The sequence below is a fragment of the Comamonas odontotermitis genome, from assembly GCF_020080045.1.
Classification (GTDB): Bacteria; Pseudomonadota; Gammaproteobacteria; order Burkholderiales; family Burkholderiaceae_C; genus Comamonas; species Comamonas odontotermitis.
In genome coordinates this window covers 105,192-130,620 of the sequence record NZ_CP083451.1, presented here as the reverse complement: position 1 = coordinate 130,620, position 25,429 = coordinate 105,192, and the positions used below count along the sequence as shown (strand labels likewise).

Annotated in this window: 17 protein-coding genes; 12 read left to right on the top strand and 5 right to left on the bottom strand. The window is 54.4% G+C overall.

Going from position 1 to position 25,429, the window contains the following annotated elements; genetic code table 11:
• Positions 1–55 precede the first annotated feature (55 nt).
• Complete coding sequence (locus LAD35_RS00555) at positions 56–535, top strand: acyloxyacyl hydrolase (RefSeq protein WP_224150831.1); 480 nt, start codon at positions 56–58, stop codon at positions 533–535.
• Between the two features lie 3,171 nt (positions 536–3,706).
• On the opposite strand, the gene LAD35_RS00550 is transcribed toward LAD35_RS00555, so the two are convergent.
• From LAD35_RS00550 to LAD35_RS00540, 3 genes are all read right to left on the bottom strand, one after another.
• On the bottom strand, positions 3,707–4,069 hold the full coding sequence (locus LAD35_RS00550) for an HPF/RaiA family ribosome-associated protein (protein ID WP_224150830.1): 363 nt from the start codon (positions 4,067–4,069) through the stop codon (positions 3,707–3,709).
• A 170-nt stretch (positions 4,070–4,239) separates the two neighbouring features.
• A complete protein-coding gene (locus LAD35_RS00545) occupies positions 4,240–4,833 on the bottom strand; it encodes a GNAT family N-acetyltransferase (RefSeq protein ID WP_224150829.1) in 594 nt (197 codons plus the stop codon).
• Between the two features lie 110 nt (positions 4,834–4,943).
• Positions 4,944–5,414: an FKBP-type peptidyl-prolyl cis-trans isomerase gene (locus tag LAD35_RS00540; RefSeq protein ID WP_224150828.1), complete on the bottom strand. Its 471-nt coding sequence runs from the start codon at positions 5,412–5,414 to the stop codon at positions 4,944–4,946.
• Positions 5,415–5,699: 285 nt separating this feature from the next.
• Between LAD35_RS00540 and LAD35_RS00535 the strand changes: the two genes are divergently transcribed.
• Together LAD35_RS00535 and LAD35_RS00530 are read left to right on the top strand one after the other, a co-directional pair.
• The gene (locus LAD35_RS00535; RefSeq protein ID WP_224150827.1) at positions 5,700–6,488 is read left to right on the top strand and encodes a 3-hydroxybutyrate dehydrogenase; all 789 of its coding nucleotides are present in this window, start codon (positions 5,700–5,702) and stop codon (positions 6,486–6,488) included.
• Positions 6,489–6,919: 431 nt separating this feature from the next.
• Positions 6,920–9,598, top strand: a complete 2,679-nt coding sequence (locus LAD35_RS00530) for a transglycosylase domain-containing protein (protein WP_377779537.1) — start codon at positions 6,920–6,922, stop codon at positions 9,596–9,598.
• Positions 9,599–9,691: 93 nt separating this feature from the next.
• On the opposite strand, the gene LAD35_RS00525 is transcribed toward LAD35_RS00530, so the two are convergent.
• Positions 9,692–10,534, bottom strand: a complete 843-nt coding sequence (locus LAD35_RS00525) for a siderophore-interacting protein (RefSeq protein WP_224150826.1) — start codon at positions 10,532–10,534, stop codon at positions 9,692–9,694.
• 406 nt (positions 10,535–10,940) lie between these two features.
• On the opposite strand from LAD35_RS00525, the gene LAD35_RS00520 reads away from it, so the two are divergent.
• The 9 genes from LAD35_RS00520 to LAD35_RS00480 all read left to right on the top strand — a co-directional run bounded on the left by LAD35_RS00520 (position 10,941) and on the right by LAD35_RS00480 (position 22,664).
• Entirely contained in the window at positions 10,941–18,335 is a 7,395-nt protein-coding gene (locus tag LAD35_RS00520) for an RHS repeat-associated core domain-containing protein (RefSeq protein ID WP_224150825.1), read from the top strand.
• A 517-nt stretch (positions 18,336–18,852) separates the two neighbouring features.
• Positions 18,853–19,227 (top strand): hypothetical protein, encoded by a 375-nt coding sequence (locus tag LAD35_RS00515; RefSeq protein ID WP_224150824.1) that lies wholly within the window; start codon positions 18,853–18,855, stop codon positions 19,225–19,227.
• A 109-nt stretch (positions 19,228–19,336) separates the two neighbouring features.
• Positions 19,337–20,257 (top strand): RHS repeat-associated core domain-containing protein, encoded by a 921-nt coding sequence (locus LAD35_RS00510; protein WP_224150823.1) that lies wholly within the window; start codon positions 19,337–19,339, stop codon positions 20,255–20,257.
• Entirely contained in the window at positions 20,257–20,562 is a 306-nt protein-coding gene (locus LAD35_RS00505) for a hypothetical protein (protein WP_224150822.1), read from the top strand. The genes LAD35_RS00510 and LAD35_RS00505 overlap by 1 nt, the downstream gene beginning before the upstream one ends.
• A 78-nt stretch (positions 20,563–20,640) precedes the next feature.
• Complete coding sequence (locus tag LAD35_RS00500) at positions 20,641–20,958, top strand: hypothetical protein (protein WP_224150821.1); 318 nt, start codon at positions 20,641–20,643, stop codon at positions 20,956–20,958.
• 15 nt (positions 20,959–20,973) lie between these two features.
• Positions 20,974–21,615, top strand: coding sequence for an RHS repeat-associated core domain-containing protein (locus LAD35_RS22360; protein ID WP_396022765.1), 642 nt, complete (start codon positions 20,974–20,976; stop codon positions 21,613–21,615).
• A complete protein-coding gene (locus LAD35_RS00490; protein WP_224150820.1) occupies positions 21,612–21,824 on the top strand; it encodes a hypothetical protein in 213 nt (70 codons plus the stop codon). The genes LAD35_RS22360 and LAD35_RS00490 overlap by 4 nt, the downstream gene beginning before the upstream one ends.
• Before the next feature lie 78 nt (positions 21,825–21,902).
• The gene (locus tag LAD35_RS00485; RefSeq protein ID WP_224150819.1) at positions 21,903–22,220 is read left to right on the top strand and encodes a hypothetical protein; all 318 of its coding nucleotides are present in this window, start codon (positions 21,903–21,905) and stop codon (positions 22,218–22,220) included.
• A 6-nt stretch (positions 22,221–22,226) separates the two neighbouring features.
• Positions 22,227–22,664: a hypothetical protein gene (locus tag LAD35_RS00480; RefSeq protein ID WP_224150818.1), complete on the top strand. Its 438-nt coding sequence runs from the start codon at positions 22,227–22,229 to the stop codon at positions 22,662–22,664.
• A 1,010-nt stretch (positions 22,665–23,674) separates the two neighbouring features.
• On the opposite strand, the gene LAD35_RS00475 is transcribed toward LAD35_RS00480, so the two are convergent.
• Positions 23,675–25,414 (bottom strand): FAD-dependent oxidoreductase, encoded by a 1,740-nt coding sequence (locus tag LAD35_RS00475; protein WP_224150817.1) that lies wholly within the window; start codon positions 25,412–25,414, stop codon positions 23,675–23,677.
• Between the last annotated feature and the right edge of the window lie 15 nt (positions 25,415–25,429).

Below are 25,429 nucleotides of genomic sequence, written 5' to 3'. Positions count from 1 at the left end.
GGGTGCATGCGCCCTTTTCGGTGCCAGTGCAGCAGCGCATGCGCAGTTTGCTGACATGCGCCAAAGCCCAACCCTCTACCTGCAAGGTGGCCTGGCCGAGAGCAATGGACGCTCCGTGACCGTTGGCTCCACCATTCCCATGCAATGGCGCACCTACTGGTGGGGCAACGCGGTCACGGCCCACTGGGATCTGAGCGTGGGTATGTGGAATGCCGAACGCGACAACCAGGCTGGCCGGCGCAACATCGCTGTCCTTGGCCTCACGCCCGTTCTGCGATTCCACAGCAAAAGCCAGTATCCCTGGTTCGTGGAAGCAGGCATTGGTGGCTATGTTTCCAACCACCTCTACGAGAATCGCGACAAGCGGTTCTCCACGGCGTTCAACTTCGGCTCGCATCTGGGCCTGGGCTATTTCACCGGCATGAAGCGTGAAAACGAATGGATGCTGCGCATCGAGCACTTCTCCAATGCTTCAATCAAACGGCCCAACCCTGGAGAAAACTTCATACAGCTGCGCTATGCGCGCCATTTCTAGGCACAAGGCCCCTGCCCTCAAGCCCTTCTCTCAAAACATGCCGCCAGCACTGCCTGGCGGTTTTTTTATCCGCAATCCTTGGGCATGCAGGTTCACGCCTCTTTGCCACCTAAGAACGTGTTTACGAGCGCCTCGCGCTGCAACAGTGGGTTGGAGTGAAATCGGGCGATCTCTTCGCACTCACCCTTGCTTGCAGCCTGCTGCAATCGCCTCCGCAACCCTCGGCACCCCATCCCAGGGGGACGACCTTCCCAGGCCCTGCAAAGCGGCCTGAAGGGCCCATAGGCGTATGCCAGAGCCTTGTCTGGCCCGTCGTGCCTCCGCATGCTCCGCTCCAATGCAGATGCCGTCGTGAATACCTTCCAAGCAGTGCATGGGCTGGGCATCGCATATACCGCCTCTTCCCCCTTATTGCCAGCGAAAGCCTTGTGCACGGACACATTGAACAGACCCGAAAGCCAACAGGAGGGCGTCCGGCCTTTTGGCCGAACCGGAGCATAGGCACATCCTATGCGTGAATGTGCATGTTTGCACAACTGCAGCATGGTGACCAGTACCTACAGCGCATGAACACAGACATGGTTTTCCACAGAAATGGGAATGCCTGCCAGTGCAGTGGATGAAACCAGGGTGCTGACTGCTGTGTGGTTCCGTCTTCCATGGATTCACGAAGCAGCGAGATCTGTATTTCTCTTCTGCATTGTGAAATTTTCCGCATCTTGAAATCTTGCCAAACTGCTTTTTTGTTTTTCTTTTAAGAGGTTTAAAAGAATAGTAGGTAGTAGTAGAAGGCGCTTCTTTTTGTGGATAACTTGCAATTCGCATTTTTTCTCAATGGCTTCCGTTTTCTTCAACCCTGTGTGTGGGTCACTGCTGCTGCTGTCACTCCAAAGTGGATAAGTAGCCTGGAAGCTCCGCCTCTGTGAATAAGTTATTGTGGACCATATGGTTACCCACAGATAACGCCAGCGGTGCGGCGAAGTATAACCTTATGATATTTCGTGAAAATTTATTGAGCAGCAGATCTATTGCTTAATTATTAATCAATTGAAGCTATGTTTCGACAAGGAGTGAGTGCATGCTTCACTTTCCGCAGCAGATATTCCACGGCGGCCATGAGAGTTACCCACAAAAGAAATGGCTTAAAAAATGAGGCATGCCTGTGCATAAATCCATTTTTCTATAAAAATCAAACAGATAAGAATAAATAGGCATGTGGGCTGGCCCGCCAGGTACAAGGGATAGGCCGGGACAACAATGTGCAGTCTCTCATTGGTGTGGGCAATCTTTCTGCAGAGGGGACTTATGCACAGAAATATTCACAACAGAACAGAAGCCTACGCGCGCACGTGTCTTCCTTGGTGAGAATGAGGGAGGAGGGCGCCGGATCTCTTGTTTCGATGGATGGAAAGCTGCACCGCAACCTTTGCAGGAAGGATCCAGAGCAAGTCTTCAAAGGAATTTGGTGTGGCTTGACCTGGCCGAATGCGGCTTGTGTACCAGGTGTTGCAGAGGCCTCTCGCGTGCCTCGGGGTTGGCGCCTTGGGGGGCACAAGTGGAGCGGACTTCGACGAGGCCATCGGCCTTCAGTTGCACGAACTTGCCACCTGGTTATCCGTAAGTATCTGTATGGCGCGTGGAACGGGATTCGGCCATGAGGAGCCACGCTGGTGACTCCTGCTATCGCCTCTCATCCACCCATCGGTGCGCAGCTTCTCGTCATTGGGCGATTTCCCATTTCGCAACGAAATGCTGCACAAGTCAGGGCCATCGGTATTCGCTGGCTACGCAGGAAAGTGTGCTTGCGCTCTCTCTTGTCGCCGCCTTTTTTCAAAATCGACAATTCAGCTTCGAGCCTGGAAAGGCATTTTTTTGAAAATAGAATTCAAAAAAATTGAATTAAGGTGGAAGTCATATGCAATTCTGGATGAATGGATTAGAACCACGGACAGCCACTGAATGCTTAAAAAACAAGCATTTTTTACCAATGGATGGGCCTGATTCATGCACAATTTATACCATGGCTATCAGTGGATAACTTTCATTCCACAAAAAATGCCAAATGGAAGCGTCCGAGCAAATTCAATTTTATTCACAATGAAACCACAAGGGCTCTCAAATGAAGTTTGGCAATCTTGCAGAAGTTATGTAGAGGTTATCAACAAAAAAATGAGCAGGTGTAACAGCCATATCGTTTATGCACAATTTCCCAATTTGCTATGTGAATAAGCGCCAGAACGTCCTTCCGGCATGCGATGAACCTATGTTTTCAACAGCGTACTTCGAAATTTTTTAGTTGAACCAATGATATACAAAGATATCAACAAAAAAAGATGATAAGCATGATGGTCAATATGACACACCATGTTATGCACATGCTGTTGAGTTTAAAAGAAAATTTCAGTGGATAAAAACTCTATCAACGGCAATGAAAAAGTGAAAAAATTATAGACAAAGTCGACAGATAGGCAGTATTTGATGGAATTTCAGAGGCTTTTGATGGAAATCATAGTGTTCATGCATCTGTTGATAACATTGATGAAATCTAACGTTTGTGCGCCTTGGTGTTGATAAGTTGATAACCTGTTATTAAATAGAGGTTTTTCGCAAAGAAGCGGCGATGCCTTGCCCGTGGCGCGTTGACGAGCCATTTCCGGGACGCGTGACCTCCGTGAGCGGCAGGCGGATGCCGTGGCCCATAGAGACTTGTGGATACATGTTTTGATGGCTCGGATGGACATGAACGCTGATCGGCTGAAGAAGCACCAGCGCATGTGATCTGCGGGGCCTGACCGTGTGGAGCGGTGTTTATCGGCGCAGCGGGCTGGCCACCGGAGACCGGGCAGCTTCACGGCACAGGCATATGGCGCAATGGAGCGCAGGGCAGAGGGTTCGTAAAAACGTTTGCCCTGTCAGTGAAAGGACCAGAACTGATGGCTATCTGGTACGGGTGCAGGGTGGCATTGCTCTTCAGTGCCTGCAGGAATCGCCGCAAGTCCCTGGGGGGCAGGTTCTGTCCTTGTCATGGGCGTTTGCATGTAGGCAGCCCATGAAGGAACCCAGTGGTGGTGGCGCAGTGGTTGCTGCCTGAAGCAGCTTTGCCAGCCCATTGGCAATAAAAAAGCACCGCTGGGCGGTGCTTTTGCTGGAAGCTGAATGGAGAGGCTGGAATCAGGCTTCGCTGTCCAGTTCATTGCCGGAGCGGATGGTGTCGCGGTTGCTCTTGTCGCGCATCTTGGCGATGTCGGTGTCCAGCGCGCGGTGCAATTTTTCAAGGGCAGCGTTGAATGCTTCCGCCACTTTCTCGGCTTCGGCGTTCACAGCCAGGGGCTGGCGGCCAGTGGCACGGGTTTCCATCACGCAGCGCTTGCCTTTGCCGCCGTCTTTCAGTGCATCCACATCGGTCAGGTAGACCTCGACGCGTGTCACATATTCGCGAAAGCGTGAGAGCTTGTCCTGTACTTCGGTCTGCGCCCATTGCGCCAGGGATTCACCGCCTTGGACATTGTCGCCAGCGTGCACTTGAACTTGCATAGATGTGCTCCTTTCTCGAACCTGCCGGGCCCCCGCCCGGCCATTGCAACGGGGTGGCGCAATGGCGATGCATTGCTACACCAGGTTGCGTACCATCGTAGCGCGCAAATGTGGAGCGTTGACCGTATACCTCGGCTTATCGGTAAAAGCCCTGAGAAATATCAATCGTCCTACAGGGGCGCTAGAGGCGCTTGGCGCTCGGCCGGCTCGCCAAAATGTGCCGCACGCAGTCGATAGAGCACATGGGGGCGCAGGGGATGGCCCGCAGGCAGGGCAGGGTGGTCAAAATCGCCAGCGCTGTCGCGTTCCATTCCCAGGCGCTGCATCACCGCCTGTGACGGGGTGTTGGTTTGCGTGGTGAAGGCGACGATTTCGGCCAGTTGCAGCGGGCCAAAGCCGACGGTGAGAGCCGCCCGCGCGGCTTCCGTGGCAAAACCTTGGTGCCAGGCGTGCTGTACAAGACGCCAGGCGATTTCCACACAGGGCGAAAACGGCAGATCGGGCTGCGGCACATGCAGGCCCACCAAGCCGATGAACTGCTGGTCGGCCAGACGCTCCACCGCCCATATGCCCCAGCCGCGTTCGGCGATCAGTGCCTCGCATTTGTCTGCCATGGCATCGCTTTGCGCGCGCGTCAGCGGGGCCGGAAAATAGCGCATCACTTCCGGGTCGACGACCATGGCAGCGAATGCCTCGCGGTCCTGTGCACGCCACTGGCGCAGCTGCAGGCGGGCGGTGCGGGGTTCGATCAGCGCAGTTGACATGGTTTTGCTATCCAAAAAAGAGCGGCTGGTGCACAAAAGGATGCGCGCCAGCCGCTTGTTTGCTTCAGGTGCAGGGGCGCCCGCACCGGATGTCAGCGCCCCCGAGGGCTTCAATGGTGGTGGCCGTGCGCGCCATGCACGTGGCGATGGGCAATTTCTTCTGCGCTGGCGGCGCGCACATCGATCACCTTGCCGCTGAAGCGCAGTGCAAGCCCTGCCAACGGGTGATTGCCATCCAGGTGCACCTCGGGGCCCTTGATTTTCTTGACGTAATAGACCTGGGGTTCGCCCTTGTCGTTGGCACCCTGCAACTGGCCACCCACCTTCACTCCGGGCGGGAACTCGGCCTTGGGGATGGTTCGCACCAGGCTTTCGTCGCGGGCGCCAAAGGCGTCTTCCACGGCCAGATCGACGGTGGTGCTGAAGCCTGCGGACTGGCCTTCAAAAGCAGCTTCCACCTTGGGGAAGATGTTTTCATAGCCGCCGTGCAGGTAGGCCAGGTTGCCGCTGTCGAGCGGCTTGCCCTTGTCGTCGGTCACTTTGTACTGGATGGTGACGGCGCTGTCTTTGGTGATGTTCATGGTGGTGTCATGCAATCTGGCAAAAGTGCAAGTGTAGAGGCTGGTGCGAAGCCTTGCACAACGCATTGCCGCGCTGCTGGCGTCTGCGAACCAGGGCGTCGGTCGCCATCCTGATTTTGAAGCGCAGCAGATTGGCTGATAAAGCGATGGCGGTCTCAACTGCCCATCCGCTGCAAGTCCGGCTCTGTGTACTTGTGCAAATGGCCTGTGCTCCTACGACAGGTGCACCCCGGCCGGCGCAGCATGGCCCGGCGATATCTGTTTTCTATCGAAAGGACATGAACAATGGCTCAGCAACTCGCAGGCAAGGTGGCGTATGTGACAGGCGCCGCCAGTGGCATTGGCAAGGCAATTGCCGATCTGTATGCACAGGAAGGTGCCAAGGTGGTGATTGCAGATCTGAAGCAGGAAGCGGCCGATGCCGCGGCCCAGGATATCCAAAGCAGGGGCGGCACGGCAATGGGCGTGGCTGTGGATGTGACGCAGGAGGCGCAAGTCGACGCCTCGGTGGAGGCGGCGGTCCGGGCCTATGGCGGCATCGACATCCTGGTCAGCAATGCAGGGATCCAGATCGTCAAGCCGGTGCAGGATTTTTCGCTGGGCGAATGGCAGAAGATGCTGGCGATCCAGCTGGATGGCGCCTTCCTCACAACGCGCGCCTGCATCAAGCATATGTATGCACAGGGGCGGGGCGGCAGCATCATCTACACCGGTTCGGTGCATTCCAAGGAGGCCTCGCGGCTGAAAGCACCGTATGTCACGGCCAAGCACGGGCTCGAAGGTCTGGCCAAGGTGGTGGCGAAAGAGGGCGGGCCGCAGGGTGTGCGGGCCAACGTCATCTGCCCGGGCTATGTGCGCACGCCGCTGGTGGACAAGCAGATTCCGGAGCAGGCCCAGGAGCTGGGGATTTCTGAAGAGGAAGTGATCAAGAACGTGATGCTGAAGGAGACGGTGGACGGTGAGTTCACCACGCTGGACGATGTGGCGCGCGTGGCGCTGTTTTTTGCAGCCTTCCCGACCAATGCGCTGACCGGCCAGTCGATGGTGGTGAGCCACGGCTGGTTCATGCAGTAACCCGGCAAATGGCTGGATCGCAACAGGGCGCAAAGCGCCCTGTTTTCCCTGCCTCCATGCGTTGATGCGTGGGCCGCTTCGGGGCCCGCAGCGGTATGGCCGCCAAAGAGCCCGCTGCCATGGCTTTTATGGCCAAACGTAAAGCCTTCGTGCTGCCGTTGCAACTGCATGGGCGGCCATTGCAGGGTATGCATTGCCAAAACAGCGGTGAAAAACGCCTTTGGTGTACAGAGGTAAAGCGCAGGCAGCTATCAAAACAAGAGTAAGGGCGGGTAGATACCCCTTTGCGTGCCTGTTACAGCGCCTGCGGCAGTATTGGCACAGGGGGCTACCGTACCACTGCTCCTGCCCGACAATGTGCGATTCGCTTGCGGGCATGCGAGATTGAAGCACCCCGGCAAGCCCCGTTCTGCAGATGAGATACCCAGGCGATGCCTCTTTTTTCCGCACTCAAAAATACGGCCATCCGCGTGGCCCATGCCCTTGCCCCCCAAGCTGCCCGCTTGCGCGCCTGGGTGGCTTCCCGCAGCAGGAAGCAATGGCTGATGGCCGTACTGGCCCTGCCGGTGGCCTTGCTGCTGTACGTGCTGCTCCTGATACCGCTGACGCCGTCGATCAGCGATATCCAAAAAGCCAAGGTGGAGGCGCCCACGCAGCTGATGTCGGCGGACGGGAAGGTGCTGGCGCAGTACAAGCGGTCCAACCGCGAATGGGTGGCGCTCAAGGACATTTCGCCCAACGTCATCAACGCGCTCATCTCTACCGAAGACCACCGTTTCTATGAGCACGGGGGACTGGACTGGCGCCGCACCTTCGGCTCGGTCATCCACACGGCCATGGGGCGGCCACAGGGCGGATCGACGATCACCCAGCAGCTGGCGCGCAATATGTTCCCTGAAGAAATCGGCCGTGCGCGTTCGCTCAATCGCAAGCTCAAGGAGGCGGTGACCGCCTACAAGATCGAATCGGCCTACACCAAGGACGAGATCCTGGAGACCTACCTGAACACCGTACCGTTTCTCTACAACGCGTTTGGCATCGAGATGGCGGCCCGCACGTACTTTGACAAGCCGGCCAGCAAGCTCAGCGTGATCGAGGCCGCCACTCTGGTGGGCATGCTCAAGGGCACCAGCTACTACAACCCGGTCAGCAACCCCGAGCGCGCCGTATCGCGCCGCAACACCGTGCTGGCGCAGATGCACAAGCACGACAAGCTGGGCGACAAGGAATTCGAGGCGCTGAAAAAGCGCCCCATTCAGCTCGACTTCGAGCGCCAGGACGAAGCCGTTGGCATGGCGCCGCACTTTGCCCAGGCGCTGCGCAAATGGCTCATCGACTGGGCCGACGCCAACGACTACAACCTCTATGCCGACGGCCTGGTGGTGCAGACCACCATCGACTCGCGCATCCAGCAATGGGCCAACCAGGCTGTTGCGCGCCATGGCCGCCAGTTGCAGGTGACTGCCAACGGGCTGTGGAGCCCGCGCGCGGCCTTTTCGGCCAAGAACCCGCTGGTGCAAAGCTTTGTGCGCGAAAGCAAGGCCTACCGCCAGGCGGTGGAGGGCGGCGAAGACAAGGACGAGGCCTTGAAGCGCCTGCTGGCCGACGCCGACTTCATGGCCGACCTGCGCCAGGACAAGGTGCGCGTGCAGGCCGGTTTCATGGCCATGGACCCGCGCAACGCCCATGTGCTGGCCTGGGTGGGCAGCCGCGACTTTGCCATCGACCCGTTTGACCATGTCTCCCAGGCGCGCCGCCAGCCCGGCTCCACCTTCAAGCCCTTTGTGTATGGCGCGGCCTTGCTCAACGGCGCCGTGCCCAGCGACCAATTGATGGACGAAGCGGTGGACATTGCCTTGCCTGGCGGCCAGCACTGGCGCCCCACCGACGGCGGCCCGCCTTCGAACCAGCCGATGACGCTGGCCGATGGCCTGGCCTACTCCAAGAACACCATCACCGCGCAGGTGATGGCCAAGGTCGGCCCCGCCAAGGTAGCCAAACTGGCCCGCGCGCTGGGCGTGCGCGACAGCAAGCTTGACGAGGTGATGTCGCTGGCGCTGGGCACCAGCCCCGTGACCCTGCAGGAAATGGTGACCAGCTATGCCACGCTGGCCAACGGCGGCGGTTACCGGGCCCCCGTCATGGTTACCCGCATCACCAACCGCGAAGGCAAGGTGCTGGCCGAGTTCGAGCCACAGCCGACCGAGCTGGCACTTGACAGCGGTGTGACCTATGCGCTGGTGGACATGATGCGCGGCGTCATCAGCAAAGGCACTGGCAGAGGCGTGGCGCGCTACAGTGTAACAGGCGACTGGGCTGGCAAGACCGGCACCACACAGGACAACGCCGATGGCTGGTTCATGCTCATGCATTCCGACCTCGTGGCCGGGGCCTGGGTCGGCTTCAACGACAGCCGCGTCACCTTGAACGACTACTGGGGCCAAGGCGCGCACAGCGCACTGCCCATCGTGGCCGACATTGCCGCTGCCGCGCAGCGAACCAAACTGGTCGATGCCGCAGCCCGCTTTGAGCAGCCAGCCGAGAACAACACCTTTGTACAGCGCCTGCGCAGCTGGATGCTGGGCTTTGGCACCAGCAAGGAGCCGGTGGACCCCTTCGAGCAGCCTCCCGCCGTGCAAGGCCCTGCAAACAACGGTGGCGACCACCGCCCGCCTGTGGTGGACGACCCGGAAGCGCGCCCTATTGGCACGCCTGCCCAGCCCGACTACGGCACTCGGGGCCCCAGCGGCGAAGGCGATTACCCCGCCTTCAATGGCGAAGTGGTGCAGCCCCAGGCTCCGCGCCCCAATGACCCGGTACGCCCCCAGCCGGGCGTGGTGGTACCCGGGCCGGGTGCAGCGGGCGGCAATGACGGCGCACAGGCGGCTCCCGCGCCCTCGCTCGGCGGCACGGCCCCTGCCCCGCGCGGCAACCCGCCGCCCATCGAGCGCGGCGTGGTCGTGTCTCCCGTCAACTCCGGGGTGCCCGCGCAGCAGCCTTCGGCAGGCGGCGATGTGGTGTGGCGCCGCGCTACGCCCGCGTCGGCACAACCGCTTCCCCAGTCCCAGACGGGCGAGGCCGGTATTTCTGCGGGCGAAGTGGTTCGCTAGGGCGTCTGCGGAGGCATTTGCCGGGGTGCTGGCGCATCGCCCGGTATCTGGAGCCCAGCGCCAGGGCTACGCCCTTTGCGTGAGGTTCTCTGCTTATTCCTCGATCACCTCATGCACACCCTGGCTGCCGCGCTTCCAGTAGGCGGCCGCCTTGGTCCATTTGGGGTGGGCACCGTACTGGGTGACGAGCGCGTGGCGCAGCGTCTTGGCAGCCGTGGACTCCAGTGCCACCCAGCAGTAATAGTCGCCTGCAGGTGCATTCAGCTGCGACAGGGCTTGCAAAATGCCTTCCGCGTCGCCCGCAGGGCGGCCATTGCGGTGTACCCAGTGAATCTGCGCCTGGGCCGCACTGGGCAGGTCCTGCTCGTCGGCGGCGCTGTCCACTTCCACCACCGCAACCACGCGCGTGCCTGCGGGCAGCTCCTGCAGGCGGCGGGCAATGGCGGGCAGGGCGGTGTCGTCGCCAATCAGCAGGTGGCCGTCAAACGCAGCCGGAATGATGAAGGAGCCGCGCGGCCCGGCAATGCCCAACTGCTGGCCAGGGCTGGCCTGCAGCGCCCACGCAGTGGCGGGGCCTGCCTCGTGCACGGCAAAGTCGATGGACAGCTGCTGGGCATCCGCGTCATACGAGTGCGGCGTGTAATCGCGCATCGAGGCGCGCAACGCCGGGGGCAGGCCGTCGGATTCCATGGGCGGCACCTGCAACTGGCCGCTGGCATCGGGAAAAAGCAGCTTCACGTGGTCGTCAAAGCCCTGGCTGGCAAACCCGGCCAGATCGCTGCCCTGGAGGGTGATGCGCAGCATGTGTGGCGTGATGCGACGAACGGATTGAACCGTGGTGCGGCGCAGTTGAATGTCATGGCGCACGCGCTGCGGCGCACGGGCAGCCAGCAGCTCGGCAGAAGGCGGGGGAGGCAGGCTCAGTTGCAAGGTCATGGACAGCTCATTGGGTAATTAAGATATATCTTAATAATAAATGAGAATTATTATTGTCTTCGGGCAAGCCGTTTCACCCCCATGAGAAGAATGGTCATGGCGTCATTTTTCGCAGAGAGATTCGCCTCCCCCGCTATGAGGCGAAGTCGAAAGATTCATGGCAGGAACACCCCGTGAGGTGACATATGCCGCTCCGCATCCGTTTGGCATCTTGGTTGAGGCAGAACCTGCGATGGAGACGGGGCAAGGCCCAGATTCCTATTCCAATTCCCGCGCTTTGTTGCATAGAGGCTGCGGTGCGAACACCTACTTGATAAAGCGCAATGACGACCTGGAAATAGTTTCAAACAATTGTTTAAGGAAGTTGACTTGCCAAAAGCTATTTTAAAAATCAGAGGAGACGGCAATGCCCCAAGGCCAGACCACCCCTATCAGCGCCATTCTTGATTGGATTGGCCAAAGAAGCGAACGATTCATTCGCCTATGGGTTTTGCAGCTTCTGGCGATTGCCATTGCGCTCTATGCATGCTTTCCCTCCACTACTTTTGCACAAACCATCGGAAGCCAGCGCTACACCTTGTATATCGATACGGATGGTGGCGCAAATAGTGGCACTACCGGCTGCTCTGCCACGGTTCAAGATGCCTCGGGCTCGCAAAGCCTCTCCGGCATTGACTACCAGGTCCATATCGACACCACCCAGGACGCTGCGGGCGCAACCGTCAACGCGGTTACCCTTGCCTCCTGCAGCAACAATGCCTGGGGCAGCCCCGCTCCGGTAGAGTCCGGCGCCCGCAAGCTCCCCAGCACAACAGCTGCAGGAAAAGTCACCGAGCACATTGAAGCGGCCATTCCCATGGCGCAACTGGGCGTCAAGCCAGGCCAGTACCTGACGCTCAACGTGGGTGCCTCGGGCGATTACCTCATCAGCCCTGTGAGCGGGCAGGGGAATGGCTCCATCGGTCTCACGGTACCAAACCCTCAAGCCAGCAGCGCCACACCAGTGCCACTGATGAGCGCAGCACTCATTGCGGCACTTGCCGCCGCCATGGCTGTGGCTGGGTGGTGGGGCATCAAAACAGGCCGCATCAAAGGCAACGCCGTTGTGGCGATCTGCACCATCGTGCTGGCATCTTCTGCCTTGGTCACCGGCGTTGTCAGCGCGGCCAATGCACTCTCCAAACTCAGCATCCACGACACCAGCATTGCGGACTGGGCCGGTATATCGGCACTCGCCACTGACTCCGAAGGTGACAATGTTCTCAACACCCCGGATCTGATGGCACTCTACGGCGTGATCAGCGATGGACAGCTGTTCATCCGAATTGACGCCAATGCAGGGCGCACGGATGGCGGCGGGCCCATAGTCTCCGGCAACCGTGACGTGTCTCCATTCGAGAAAGCCTCCGACCTGCCACGCTTTGTGAGCGTTCCCGGCTTGACCGCGCAAGTCAATGCTGACTGGAAGTACCAGGTGCGGGCTGTGGACAGCCACGGAACTCCCGTCACTGTTGAAGTTGTCGGTGCCAGTACCCCTGCGGGTGTCACGATCTCGGGGGCGGCGCCTGAACAAATGGTACGTTGGGCACCTTCCAACACAGGTATGCACCGCATTACCCTGCTTGCGCGAGACGGGAATGGCAAGACACAAACCCAGCAGTTTCTCTTGGGGGTCAATGACGACGGCAAGCTTCCGCCAGACCCCAAGACACGCGCCACGCCACTTCCGCCCAATGTGCTGACGTCTTTTAAAGACAGCACCAAATTCCTCTATGACGATACAGACCCCATTCAAAAGGACGTCGCTGCAGGAACCATAGACCCCATCCGGGCAGCGGTCCTGCGCGGCAGAATATTGGACAAGAATGGCAACCCACTGGCAGGGGCGACCATCAAAATCCAGGGCCATCCAGAGTACGGCTACACGCAAACCCGCGTTGATGGCTGGTTTGACATGGCTGTCAATGGTGGTGGCTGGCTCACTGTGCATGTTGAAAAGACGGGCTATCTCTCTGCACAGCGCAAAGTGAACACGCCGTGGCGCGATTGGGCCTTTGCCGATGATGTGGTGCTTATCCCCTTTGATAACCAGTACAGCCAGATTGACCTCACCCGTAACGAGCTGCAGACCTATTGGGGAGGGGAGAACACGGACTACCGAGGCGCACGTCGCACGACCATCGTCTTTCCCGCTGGCACCAAGGCCGTGGCAGAAATGGCGGATGGCTCAACCCAGAATCTGGAGCAGCTCACTGTCCGCGTTTCCGAATACACCATTGGTGAAAACGGCCCGCAAACCATGCCAGGGGAATTGCCCACCACCGTGGGCTACACCTGGGCAGCCAACTTCTCGGCAGATGAGGCACAGGCGCTTGGTGCCAAGCATGTCCGCTTCAACCAACCAGTCCATACATACACCAATAACTTCATTCAAGCCCCTGTCGGTACAGCGGTTCCGGCGGGCTGGTATGACTTTGAGCGTACGGCGTGGATTGGCTCGGATAACGGACGTGTAGTTCAAATTCTGTCCATCGAGGCAGGCCAGGCAGTACTTCGAATCACCGAGGCTGATCGTGCCGCCACCAGCGCAGAACTTGCGCAGCTTGGCATTACTGCTGACGAGCTGAAAGCGCTTGCGCAAATGTATCCAGTGGGCACGCAGTTGTGGCGTACTCCCATGACACATTTCACGCCATGGGATTGCAACTGGCCCTGGGGCCCTCCACCTGATGCGCCACCTCCGCCTGATGACGAGCCTCCAAGTGATGGTCCTCCGCCCACCACGCCGCCCGATGACAATCCGCCAGATCCGGACAATCCGGACAATGAAGAGCCTCCGCCTGGATTGGAGGAAGACATTGAATGCGGATGCGACATCTATGTAAAGCAGCGTGCGGTGGGGCAATCCATTGCCTTGCGCGGAACACCTTTTGATCTTTATTATCGGAGTGACAAGCGCCTTGACATTGGGCAACCCGTTGTTGCTCCAACCAAGATTAGAACGCGCATTAAATCGGCTGCGTGGGTGCCGAATTCTGCGTTGCGCTATGCACAGACGGATTTTTCTTTTGCGGGCCGCAGGATCGTCAGAGCGAGGAGTGCTGCGGAGTTTGCCTCTACCCCACAGTTTGACGAAAGCAGTTGGGATGGAAAAGATATATATGGTCGTCGAGTTACCGGCGGGGTAGCTACTCTACGGTCCTTGGTGAAATATGGTTATGCGGCGGTGTACTACAGCAGTCCTGCAGACTTCGCTCGCGCATTTGATACTGCTAAATCTGCATCTAGTGTTTCGTTCTCTCGAGGAGGCGGACAAGATCCGACCATTGAGATCCAGAGCACCAGGGCAGCGAAATCGATCAAGGCGCCTCCTGAAAATAGTTTTGATGTATCTCAGGCAAACATGGGAGGCTGGTCTTTGCGAGGACTGCGGCTGTACGACCCAGACAAGCAGATACTGCATGAAGCTGGGGGGCAGTTGCAGGCTGCATCCAAGATGGCTGTAGCTGTTCAGTCGGTATCGGATACCAAATTACCCTATAGCTCGCAGCTGAGGCTGTTGAGTGATGGAGGCATTCTGATGTCAGAAGGGCATCGGGTATTGATGCAGCACGATTTGAACAATGCATCATCGCCGCCCAGTGTATTCGCGGGGCAGAGCGAGGCAGGATACTCTGGCGATGGGGGGCCTGCTATTGATGCCAAATTCAACTCCGTTGGCGCGACCGCTGAGGCAGCGGACGGCAGCATTTACATTGCAGATATTGGCAATCGTCGGTTGCGACGCGTTTCACCAAACGGAATCATCAACACCATTGCGGGTAATGGAGGCAGTGATGTCAGCCTACCATTGGGTGTACCTGTGCGGGCAGTGGACGCGGCGATCACAGTCCGGTCCATGGCTCCACTGCCAGATATGAGTGTGCTGCTGACAACCGGATTGGGTGAACTCGCGCGGCTGACACCTAGCGGGATGTTGATTCGCCTGGATGTGTCGGGTCCTGCCAAGGTTGTTGGATCAACCAATGGGCAAGCATGGGTCTTGGTAACAGCTAACCCGAGTATCAATGTCTATCGATATACCCAAGCGGGGGCACTGGAGTATGTGGCCGTACTCCCTTCATATCTGAATGCAGCATCTGGACCGGCTTCCAATTTGCTCATGCAGATGGATGACGAAATCTCAACTCTTGATCCAAACGGGAAAATCCGCCTCATCTCCAAAAGAGATGCTTCTAGCGGCAATTTTTTCTCAAATATGATTGGCTTCAATCAGGATTTGGGCGTAATGGGTATGGACTACCAAGGGCGAATTGGAAGGCTCTCTGCGGGAATGCCATATTTGGACCAGGGAGTGTATCGCGTTGGTAAGCCAGATGGTAAAGGTTATGAGATTTTTGAAGCCGATGGACGTCCAGTAACTTATAACAGTGCGTTTACTGGAGAGGCTTTGGCGACATATCAATATAACGCTCAGGGCTATCTGACATCTGTCACTGATGGTTTTGGCAATGTAGCCACTTGGCAGCGCGACAGCAATGATCGTGCGACCAAAGTCATCGGCACGGATGGGCAAGAAACGCTATTGGCATACAACAGCCAAGGGCAGTTGGCGAGCGTCACGGAGCCTGGGGGCGCTACCCATAAGATGGTCTATAACGGCCAAGGATTGCTGACTGAGTATCACGATCCATCGGGCGGGGTAGATCGATACAGCTACGATGGCACTGGAAAATTGGTTTCCAATAATGCGCCAGATGGTAGCGGATGGCGGCTTACGCGCGACAATAAGACCAACACCATTACTGCAACCACGGCAGAGGGTAGAAGCAAGTCTGTCAAGCAGCTGGCTCAAGGCAGTACGATAGAAAAAACTTCCATTGGATTTGATGGAGGACAGACCTCATATAGGGATAATCTCATTACTGGGGCCTCTGTTAGAAACCTTCCCAATGGAACATCTATTGATGGAAGCAGTTACCCAGACTACCAGTTTGGCTCAGTGGCTTCGATGCCTAGTTACACCCTTAAAAATGGAAACCTGCTTAACAGTTTTTCAGAGCGGCGCGCAGGAATATGGGGTGACCGCAATTTCAAGAATTGGATCTCAACCAGCACACAGAATAATATTTCGTGGGTGACTCGATTTGAAAATCAGAGTTACGGCCCTAGATTAACCTCCATCAGCCCCGCAGGCGATCGCACCTTTGCAGATTTAAACGAATTGATGCAGCCAGTTCGCGTAACAGTCCCATTTGGTGCCGATTTCAATCTTGAATATAACCAGAAGGGGCTGCTGCAGGAAATCAACACCTACGCCTATAACGAGCCCACCCGTACCACCAAATGGCAATACCACCCCTATGGTAGTAACGGCGGAGGCCAGGTATCGCAAATGACCAATGCCTTGGGCCAAACCACGCTGTACAGCTACGATGCAGCAGGCCGGGCAAGCCGGGTCACACTGCCTGATGGCCGTAGCGCCGTGTATAACTACGACGCCATGGGCAATTTGACACAGCTGGTCACCCCTTCGGGCTCCAGCCACCGCTTTGGTTATACGGCAGCTCAGCAACTGGCCAACTACAACGCCCCTGATACCAGCACCACCTGGACATACAACCGCGATAGGCAGCCCACGCAAATCCGCAGGCCAGGCGGCCAAACCATTACCTTTGGGTATGACGCCGCTGCGCGGTTGTCCACCATCGGCAGTGATGCTGGCTCTACCGCCGTTCAATACGACACAGTGGGTCAATTGGCCAGTCAGGAGGCGAATGGGACACGCCTGACCTACCTGCGTACCGATTCGGTTGTGACCGGCTTTGAGTGGAGCGGCGGCCTCAATGCGAGCTACTCGACCAGCGTAGATAGCTACGGCAGGCCTAACAAGATCAGCCTGAGCGCGGGAACTGCGGCGCCTATCACGGTGCCAGTCATTTATGACACGGCAAACCGAATCAAGACAATGGGTCCCTTGTCTATCGTGCATGCCAGCGAAAAAAACCAGGTAGCAGGGGGCTATATAGGCAACTACGCTAGCAGCTTCGACTACAACGCGTTCGGTGAAGTTGTGGGCATGAGCTACACCGGCAATGCGCCCTCCAGCCCCGAAGACGATGCTACCCGCGTATTGCTGCTGCAAAAAATACGCAGCCTCTCTGGCGAATTGCTGGCAGAAATCTCCCGGCGTGATACTTGCCGTCTGCGTGGCTGGCCGATCCTTACCTCCTTCTATGGAGGAGAGGTGTGGGAATGGGTCTGGACCTATGACACCCCAGGGCTTGATGCCCCCAAGCGCAATGAGTTGATCTCCACCTATGGCGCGGCGCAACCCCGCAACCCTGATTACTGTCTGGAGGTGGTTCGCAGTCAACTTGCCGATATTGAGGCGCAAGCATCGAGTAGCAGTCCTAACTACAGTTGGGCAAGCGGCGCCAAAGACCAAACCATTGCGCTGCGCACGACGACAGCATCAGGGGCGGTAGCAGTATCTGCACTTGGCAACAATCGCCCAGATGCAGGTGTAATTACTGATAGCAGCAGCTACAACACTGCGGCGGTCACGGGTCTGTATGCTGAAGTGCTACAGCTGCTTGATGACCTCCAGCAAGCCAACTACCGCTATGCCTTCCCTGCCAAATTCAGCTACGAGCGGGATCTGTTGGGCCGCATTGCCAAGCAGCAAGAACGTGTTCTTGGTGCTGCACGCGCGCATAGCTATGTGTACGACAGCGCAGGGCGCCTTATCACCCACACCGCAGAAGAAGGCGGTAGCGGCACAACCTCCACTGCGTGGGGCTATGACGCCAATGGCAATCGCACCCATGAAAACGGCACCCTCATCGCCACCTACGACAGCGAAGACCGGCTGCAAACCTGGAAGGGCAACACCTACCAGTACAACGCAGCAGGTGATCTGCAGGCCAAGACCACGGCAGCAGGAGCAACGAGCTACCAATACGACAGCCTGGGCAATCTTCGCAGTGTGGGCCTGCCTGGCGGAGTCAATATTGCCTATGTGATCGATCCGCAAAACCGCCGCATCGGCAAGCAAAAGAACGGTGTCATGCAATATGGGCTGATCTACCAAAACCAGCTCAGGCCTATTGCGCAGACAGGGCCGGATGGCACCATTCGCAGCGTGTTTCTATATGGGGAGAGATCGAATGCCCCATCGGGCATGCTCAAGGATGGCAAAACCTACCGGATCATCTCCGATCACCTGGGCAGCGTGCGTGTGGTCATCGACACCGCAACAGGTGAAGTCAAGCAGCAGTTGAGCTATGACATCTGGGGCAATGTGACGGAAGACACCAACCCCAACTTCCAGCCCTTTGGGTTTGCTGGCGGGCTGTACGACCCAGATACGGGCCTGACGCGATTCGGGGCTCGGGATTATGACGCGGAGACGGGGAGATGGACTGCCAAGGATCCGATCCTATTCGAGGGTGGGGATACGAATCTCTATGGTTATGTTTTGCAAGATCCAGTGAATTACATTGATCCTGAAGGACTGCAAAGCGATGCTCGTCCGAGAAGGCCGGGTTGGCCTGAGTGGGCACAACCTAAACAGCCGAACAGAAACTGTGCTACAGCGGAATGTGCTGCGGGTTTACTACCAGCACCAAGTGAAAATAGAAGCCAAAAAGAAGTTGAGTATGGTCAGTGCAAGCTTATTTGCACAATCGTATTATCTCCTCCTGTTGCTGCATGTAATGCAATAGCGGGCGGTGGGGTAATTGGAACTGGCTTGGGAATATATGTGAAAAAAGAGATTTGTTCATCAATATGCAAATGAAAAATAGAACACACAATTTAGCATGCCCTGCCTGTGGTCATAAATATGCGTGGCTTTATTTCCGAGTTCGATCGAAATGTCCCTTTTGTAGTTCTAATATTGAAACTGATCTGAGATTTGTGAGTTTAGTTGAGTCGCTGATCGGAACTCCAGTTTTGTGGTTGTTTGCCACCTGGTTGCGCATTTATCTTCATGATGAAGAGGGTGTATTTTCATATATATTATTAACTCCGATCACTTTTTTGTTTCACTTGATAGTTGTAAATTATTTTGTAAAAGCTCGAGTAATTGAATGATCAATTTAATAAGAAAATGCAGTGAGATCGGCTTATGCTGAGGAATTTCCGCTAGGTGGATTTTACCGAGTCGTTAGTCTTATCAAAAGCGTAGATAGGGTCAGAAGGTACTATTTGCAACTTGCTTCTAAATGCGTAAGCTGGCCCGATAAAAAATCATAGGAAAAGGGTAATACGCCAAATAGTATTTGGCCTGATGGCAGAATTAGGAAATAATTATCATGAATACACTGTCTTTTGAAGATTTTTTCCATGCAGCTATTCGAGAATGGCCTTCAGTCATAGATATGAAGATTATTAAATTTGAGCAAAATCTCCATACAATTGATGGATTATATGAAATTCAAGAGAATATAGTAGATAAATGTTTGGGGATAGAGGGTGAAGCAATTTTTGTAAATATGCATAACTCCATATATACCTTGCTTCTTCGCACGGGAGAATATGTAATTAATTTCAATATGAATCAAATAAGAAAGAGTGCAATAGAAGAAATTTTCAAAAAAAGAATTGAAAAATGTATTTCAAATAAATTTGAAATATACGACGAAAGAGATATTTCAAAATTTAAAGAATTATTGAAGAGGGTGGAATGATTTCATATAGGATAGTAATCAATATTTCTGCGAATGTAATATTTATTGCTAGGTAAGCTAGTTGATAATATCTCTCCTTCTATGAAGTTCTGCTGGATATATTATTGAATTGCAAAACCACCGCATCGGCAAGCAAAAGAATGGGGTCATGCAATATGGGCTGATCTACCAAAACCAGCTCAGCCCTATTGCGCAGACTGGGCCGGATGGCTCCATTCGCAGCGTGTTTCTTTACGGAGAAAGAGCAAGCGCCTCATCGGCCATGCTCAAGGATGGCAAAACCTACCGGATCATTACCGATCACCTGGGCAGCGTGCGTGTGGTCATCGACACCGCAACGGGTGAAGTCAAGCAGCAGTTGAGCTACGACGTCTGGGGCAATGTGATGGAAGACACCAACCCCAACTTCCAGCCCTTTGGGTTTGCTGGAGGGCTGTACGACCCTGATACGGGCCTGACGCGATTCGGGGCTCGGGATTACGATGCGGAGACGGGGAGATGGACTGCGAAGGATCCGATTCTATTCGAGGGCGGGGATACGAATCTGTATGGGTATACATTTTCTGACCCGATAAATTACATAGATCCAAATGGAAAATCGGGATTTGGTCAAAGTCAAATACCATTTAATGAAATTAATTTATTGAATTCGGATCCTTCTAATAGACTTAGTTTGCCAACAACTGAAGTTTTTACGGGGGACGGAGTAAACATGTCGGTTACTATTCCATTCAAAAGTGGCCTATCTCCGGTGGTTTCTATAAGTGTGAACTCAACAAAAGGTTTAACCTATTTGGGATTTGGTGTGGGGGCGGGACTAAGATGTACCATCACAAAACCTTTGCCAACAATCACTACAGGTGACGGCGCGCATGGACCTGTAGTTCAAATTAACGGATCATTTGGTAATGGTGTTTATGGATTGAGCGGAACATCTGCGTATGGTGTTTCTGGAAGCACTAGTTCGGCCAATGTTGGCGTAGGTAATATCGGGCAATCGGCCTCTGTCACATTTGGGTGGAGAAATTAATGAATTACTCAGTAGCAATAATTATTATGATGGCAATTTTTGCCGCATTAATGTTGATTTTTACTGAGTATATTTTTTCAATTATAAAAAAAGAAGATCCATTACTGTGGATGGAAATAGGAATGCCATCTGTTAATTCATATGAAAATAGTCAGAATGGTAAAATATATATTTTCTGGAGAATCGTATTTTTGGGGTCGACTATAAAAAATAAGAAGTTGAAAAAATTGATTTTCATGCTCAAATACTTGACTATACTATATATGGCTTTATTTTTGCTAATTATATTTATCGAAGGATTTTGATATTTTTGCCACAAAAGTGGGCGCGCAACTTTAATAATGACACGTCGGTGTGCAGATCACCATTTATTCTGGCAAGAAATGAACTCTGAAAAGCGTCATCAAATTGAATGGTTTACGGGGCTTGCCTTTTTCATCGCCTTTATCGCCGCGCATTTTATGTTCGGTATAAAAGCAGCGGTGAAAGTGCTTGGTGTTGCTTGCATTGCAACTGGTCTATTGTGGATGTGTCAACGGTCAGTACCGGTGGGAACTGAAGGAAGAGAACCATCTTTTTATCTTAATGGCTGGGGTGCAATGCTAGCTGGCTTCCTAATACTTGTAGTCGGCGTGATGCTGCTGATTTATTCAGGAATGGCGGTATGCCTACTCGGTTGGGGTGGGGGCACTGAATGTTAATGAAAATATTGGCGGATGGCCTACGACCAAGACCGGAAGATGGTCAGATACATTGAGTTGACAGCGGCTTGGGGCCATGTAACGGAAGACACCAACCCCAACTTCCAGCCCTTTGGGTTTGCTGGGGGGCTGTACGACCCAGATACGGGCCTGACGCGATTCGGGGCTCGGGATTACGATGCTGAGACTGGGCGTTGGACTGCAAAAGACCCGATTCTTTTCGAGGGTGGGGATCCCAATTTGTACGGGTATGTACTACAGGACCCGGTTAATTTTATTGATTTGAACGGACTGCAAAGAGGTCTTTCATTCGGATCACCATTTGGGCGTCCCCAGACTACTCCGAGCAGTCGTGAATTAAGAAGAAATCCTGAGCTAAATCCCCTCCCTCCGAGTGCGGTCATCAGATCGCCTTCAACCACAGAGATAGTAAATGGATTAAGCGAGCCTGCAGGGAATTTAATAAACTCTATAACTGGTCAGAATAGATATCCTTCTATAGAAACAAGCGCCCCTGGTTTTTTGGCGGGCCCAACAGGAGCACCCCTGTCGGGGCAATCATGCCAATTTATTTGCTGGGGAAAAAGCGAGAAAAACATGTGCACTAAAGATGAGGGGTGCAGACTTCACTGTGGTCCATCTATGTCAAAGCTATGAATTTTATCGTATTCGTTATTTTTTATATTTGCTCTTTTGATGCATATTCAAAAGAAGTACTAACTACATCTCCAGTAGTAGTGCTTATGGGCATGGCTCCAGTGTTATTGGTTGCAATTATTGTAGGGGGAATTGGAATATATAAAGAATTTAAAAAATATAGAGAAAAAATAAAGAATAATAAAAAAATCTATGAAAAGGAAAAATAAATTAATACAAGAAAAGGAGTTTGCGACAAGGGTAAGGAGTGTTTTTTATGTGAAATAATAATTGGGCTTCGATGAATTATGAGAGAAATATTTCTACTTATTTCGTTTGTCATCGGCTTGCTGGCAGTTTTGGGTTTGGTATCAATCCTAATTAATCCTTCAGCTGATTCTTTAATGATTCAAAATCCTTCGGGTCATATTCCAAGATTTGTGGGGACGTTGGCCTTGCTGCCAATATTTATAATTGGATACATTGCTTTTATTAAGAATTTATATAAGAAAATATTCAAAAATGAATTCTCAAATCGCAGAGATCAAACCAAAGGAAAACCAAAAACCAATGAGTTACTTCGCGGGGGTGCACGAGGTGGTATGCGTGGCGGTAGCGAGGAGTAATTTGATATGAAAGATTACTGCACACTTCATATCAGATCCGATATTAAATCTGAGTTACCAAGAAATTTTCTGAAGAGAAAATTGGAGATAATTTTCACGGACGATGAATCGCCAGAGCGAATAGCGAGTTTTGATCGCTTGGCTACCAAAGGTGTATTCAAAAGAAAAGATTTGCCTCAATACCATTGGGTTTTTAGCAGCGAAGGGGCTGTTGATGGATTCGATGTTTACAAACATATTTCTTGGGTGCTGGATCAAATTAATCCTGAATTTTCTCTGACTAGATTGCGAAACCTAGGCTTTGAGTTTCTATTGCAGTTTTATTGGGAGAGTAATGGTACTGGTGGGGGCCCATTAATTACATCGGAACTTGCAGAATTGCTAGTGCAACATAATGTTAATTTGCAATTTGGCTTCTACTCTTCAATGGGTGAAAATTTTTGAATCATGAGCTCATTCTTCAATTCAATTGAATACTGTCGAATTTTACAAAAAATAGACAATTGCGTATCAATGTGGATGCTAAAAATATGAAGGATCGATTTCAAAAAGGCTATAGACCATCAGGGTGCCCTGGCTGTGGCCTTATGTATTTAGCTTTGTATAGCAAATCGCATTCAGTATGCCCTGCATGCCATGTTGATGTATACACTGATATACGGGCAATAAGAATAATTGAAGCTTGTTTGGCCGCACCCATTTTTTGGCTGTTTGCAACTACTTTGCGCTTAGCGTTGGATGATGCTACGGGAATCATCTCATATGCGTTGCTCATTCCCCCTGCTTGGCTGCTTGATGTATGGATTGCTCGTCGATTTGTTACGCCCAGAATGTCTAAAAATGAAAATGCTTAGTGCATAGAGAGCGGTGAACTGATCTTGATTTTTTGGTAGTTCAATTTCATGAAGGGCTCTGCCATCCAGCAACAACTCTTACTTAGCTCAAGCTCAGGATTAAGGCATAGAGATGAACAGAGCGACTGCAAAGAACTATATTTGGAAGAAAATTTAGATGAATGACCCCGACTTTATACTTTCCAGTATTGGCTTTTTCTTTGCATTGTTTTTAAATTTCTATGTAGAATATATTGTGAGATTGATGAAGAAAGAGGATTTATCATTGTGGATGAATTTTGGTAATTTTTCTATATTTTCAAATGATAATTTGAAAAATGTTCCGAAATTCTGGAAGATGGTTTTCTTTGGTAAAGTTGAAAATGAGAAGATTAAATCATCTTTGTCTATATTGAAATATTCAACCATTATTTATATAATTTATCTCGTATGTATATTTTATATAGTGTTCAATAAATGATTTCAATTCACTGAGTAGAGCGAGAATGTTTTGTACCACTGTCACAAATGAAGTCAAACAGCAGTTGAGCTATGACGTCTGGGGCAATGTGACGGAAGACACCAACCCCAACTTTCAGCCGCTGGATGGATGGGCGAACCTTACAAACCGGATGCGAGGGCAGCGCCTAACCCCGCATACCACCCACGCGTGAAAGCCTCTTCAAATACCGAGTAGCCCGACCAGTCGCTGTGGGCGAAGTGCAGGCGGGCGGTGCTGGGGGTGGGGTACTTTGCATTTGATAGCGAATGGCGCGCGCCTGTTGTGCGCCAGTGGCCGATCTGGCTCAAAATGGTTTGCGCGCCGGGCTTGGGGATGGCCATGGCGTGGCCGTAGCGCATCACGTCAATGCGGGTGGCTTTTTCGTAGATGTCCGCATGGGCGCGGGCCAGGGTGGCGAGGGTCTGGTCGCGCACGTTTTCCCATGGTGCATCCAGCAGTTGCTGGCGCGCGGCGCGTGGGGTGTCTGCGGCTGCCATGCCGCCCAGGGCGCGGTAGCAGGTCAGTACCGTGGGCAGCTGCTGCAGGGCATTGAGGCGCTGGTGGCCGGCGTTGACGTAGCCGAGGCCACCGCGCGCCACATCGTCGTACAAAACATTGTCCCAGGCCAGTTCGGCGCCGGGGCGGTCGGCCAGCGGCTCGCGGATGTGGATGTTGGTGACGAGCCAGGGCGCCCAGTCGAGCGCCTGCACGGCGGCGTGCAGAAAATCTGGCGCATTCCGCACCACGCGCGCGGCGATGAAGGTGGGCAGCGCCACGATGCAGTGCGCCGCCTGCCAGCGCTCGATGTTCTGCGTGGCGCTGTTGTAGCTGTCGATGGTGACGCCGCCAGGTTCTTCGGCAATGCGCAGCACGGTATGGCCCGTGTGCAGCCAGCCCGCTTGCGCTGTGGGCGCTGCCAGTTGCTCGGCCAGCCAGCCGTTGCCCTGCGGCCAGGTGAGCACGGCGTCGTGCTGCTCTTCGGTGGCCGTATCTGCGGGGCCGGGGGCCTGAAAGCCGTGGCGGCTGGCAAAGTAGTGCAGGCCGGCCCAGGCGGAGACATGCCTGCAGCCTGCACCAAAGTCGTCCAGACAGGCGTAGTCGAGGTACCAGCGCAGGTGGGCGTCGTCCAATTGGTGCTGGGCGAGCCATGCGTCAAAAGTAATAGCATCCAGCGCTTTATGGGCGGACGTTAGCCCTTTATTTTGTTGCCAGCTATGCGCGACCGGCATGGTGAAGCGCTGCGCCTGCATGGCACTGGCCACCAGTTGCGCAAAGCGCTGGTACTGGGCCAGGGTGCTGGCGGGCACTTCGTGGGTGGGCAGCAGGCCCTCGACCCATTCGCCATGGATGAACAGGCGCTCCTGGGGGCTGAAGCACAGGTATTCGTCGCGGTACTGCCAGCGGCCCGCCACGCGTTCGCGCACCCCGAGTTCTTCGAGCAGATCCTGCACTTCGGGGGCATCGTCGCCAGGTACGGGCAGGTAGTGGGCGCCCAGCGGGCAGCGCAGGCCTTCCATGCTGCCACCGCGGCTGTTGCCACCGGCAGTGTCTTCCAGCTCCAGCAGGGCCACGTCGCTCACGCCTGCATGGCGCAGCGCGCGCGCCGCCGACAGTGCGGCAATGCCGCCGCCTGCAATCAGCACCTGCACGCGGTGGGTGTGGCTGGGCGCGGGCAGGGGCAGGCCTTGCCGCAGGCGGTCGCGCATGGCATGGCCTCGGTCCCACGATTGGCCGATAAAACCACCGGTGATGTGGGCGGCGCTGGTGGAGGGCGCCAGGGGTTTGCAGCCGGGCAGGGCCGTGCTGGCCGCCAGTGCGGCGGCGCCTTTCAACACGGTGCGGCGTTGCATGGCTGTCATACGGGCCATCCGCCC

Excerpts from the sequence above, each read along its gene's own strand:
- LAD35_RS00520 (WP_224150825.1), top strand. The coding sequence starts at position 10,941 with ATGCCCCAAGGCCAGACCACCCCTATCAGCGCCATTCTTGATTGGATT.
- LAD35_RS00505 (WP_224150822.1), top strand. The coding sequence starts at position 20,257 with ATGAATTACTCAGTAGCAATAATTATTATGATGGCAATTTTTGCCGCA.
- LAD35_RS22360 (WP_396022765.1), top strand. The coding sequence starts at position 20,974 with ATGGCCTACGACCAAGACCGGAAGATGGTCAGATACATTGAGTTGACA.
- LAD35_RS00530 (WP_377779537.1), top strand. The coding sequence starts at position 6,920 with ATGCCTCTTTTTTCCGCACTCAAAAATACGGCCATCCGCGTGGCCCAT.
- LAD35_RS00490 (WP_224150820.1), top strand. The coding sequence starts at position 21,612 with ATGAATTTTATCGTATTCGTTATTTTTTATATTTGCTCTTTTGATGCA.
- LAD35_RS00535 (WP_224150827.1), top strand. The coding sequence starts at position 5,700 with ATGGCTCAGCAACTCGCAGGCAAGGTGGCGTATGTGACAGGCGCCGCC.
- LAD35_RS00485 (WP_224150819.1), top strand. The coding sequence starts at position 21,903 with ATGAGAGAAATATTTCTACTTATTTCGTTTGTCATCGGCTTGCTGGCA.
- LAD35_RS00500 (WP_224150821.1), top strand. The coding sequence starts at position 20,641 with ATGAACTCTGAAAAGCGTCATCAAATTGAATGGTTTACGGGGCTTGCC.
- LAD35_RS00480 (WP_224150818.1), top strand. The coding sequence starts at position 22,227 with ATGAAAGATTACTGCACACTTCATATCAGATCCGATATTAAATCTGAG.
- LAD35_RS00475 (WP_224150817.1), bottom strand. The coding sequence starts at position 25,414 with ATGACAGCCATGCAACGCCGCACCGTGTTGAAAGGCGCCGCCGCACTG.
- LAD35_RS00545 (WP_224150829.1), bottom strand. The coding sequence starts at position 4,833 with ATGTCAACTGCGCTGATCGAACCCCGCACCGCCCGCCTGCAGCTGCGC.
- LAD35_RS00550 (WP_224150830.1), bottom strand. The coding sequence starts at position 4,069 with ATGCAAGTTCAAGTGCACGCTGGCGACAATGTCCAAGGCGGTGAATCC.
- LAD35_RS00540 (WP_224150828.1), bottom strand. The coding sequence starts at position 5,414 with ATGAACATCACCAAAGACAGCGCCGTCACCATCCAGTACAAAGTGACC.
- LAD35_RS00515 (WP_224150824.1), top strand. The coding sequence starts at position 18,853 with ATGAATACACTGTCTTTTGAAGATTTTTTCCATGCAGCTATTCGAGAA.
- LAD35_RS00555 (WP_224150831.1), top strand. The coding sequence starts at position 56 with ATGCGCCAAAGCCCAACCCTCTACCTGCAAGGTGGCCTGGCCGAGAGC.
- LAD35_RS00525 (WP_224150826.1), bottom strand. The coding sequence starts at position 10,534 with ATGACCTTGCAACTGAGCCTGCCTCCCCCGCCTTCTGCCGAGCTGCTG.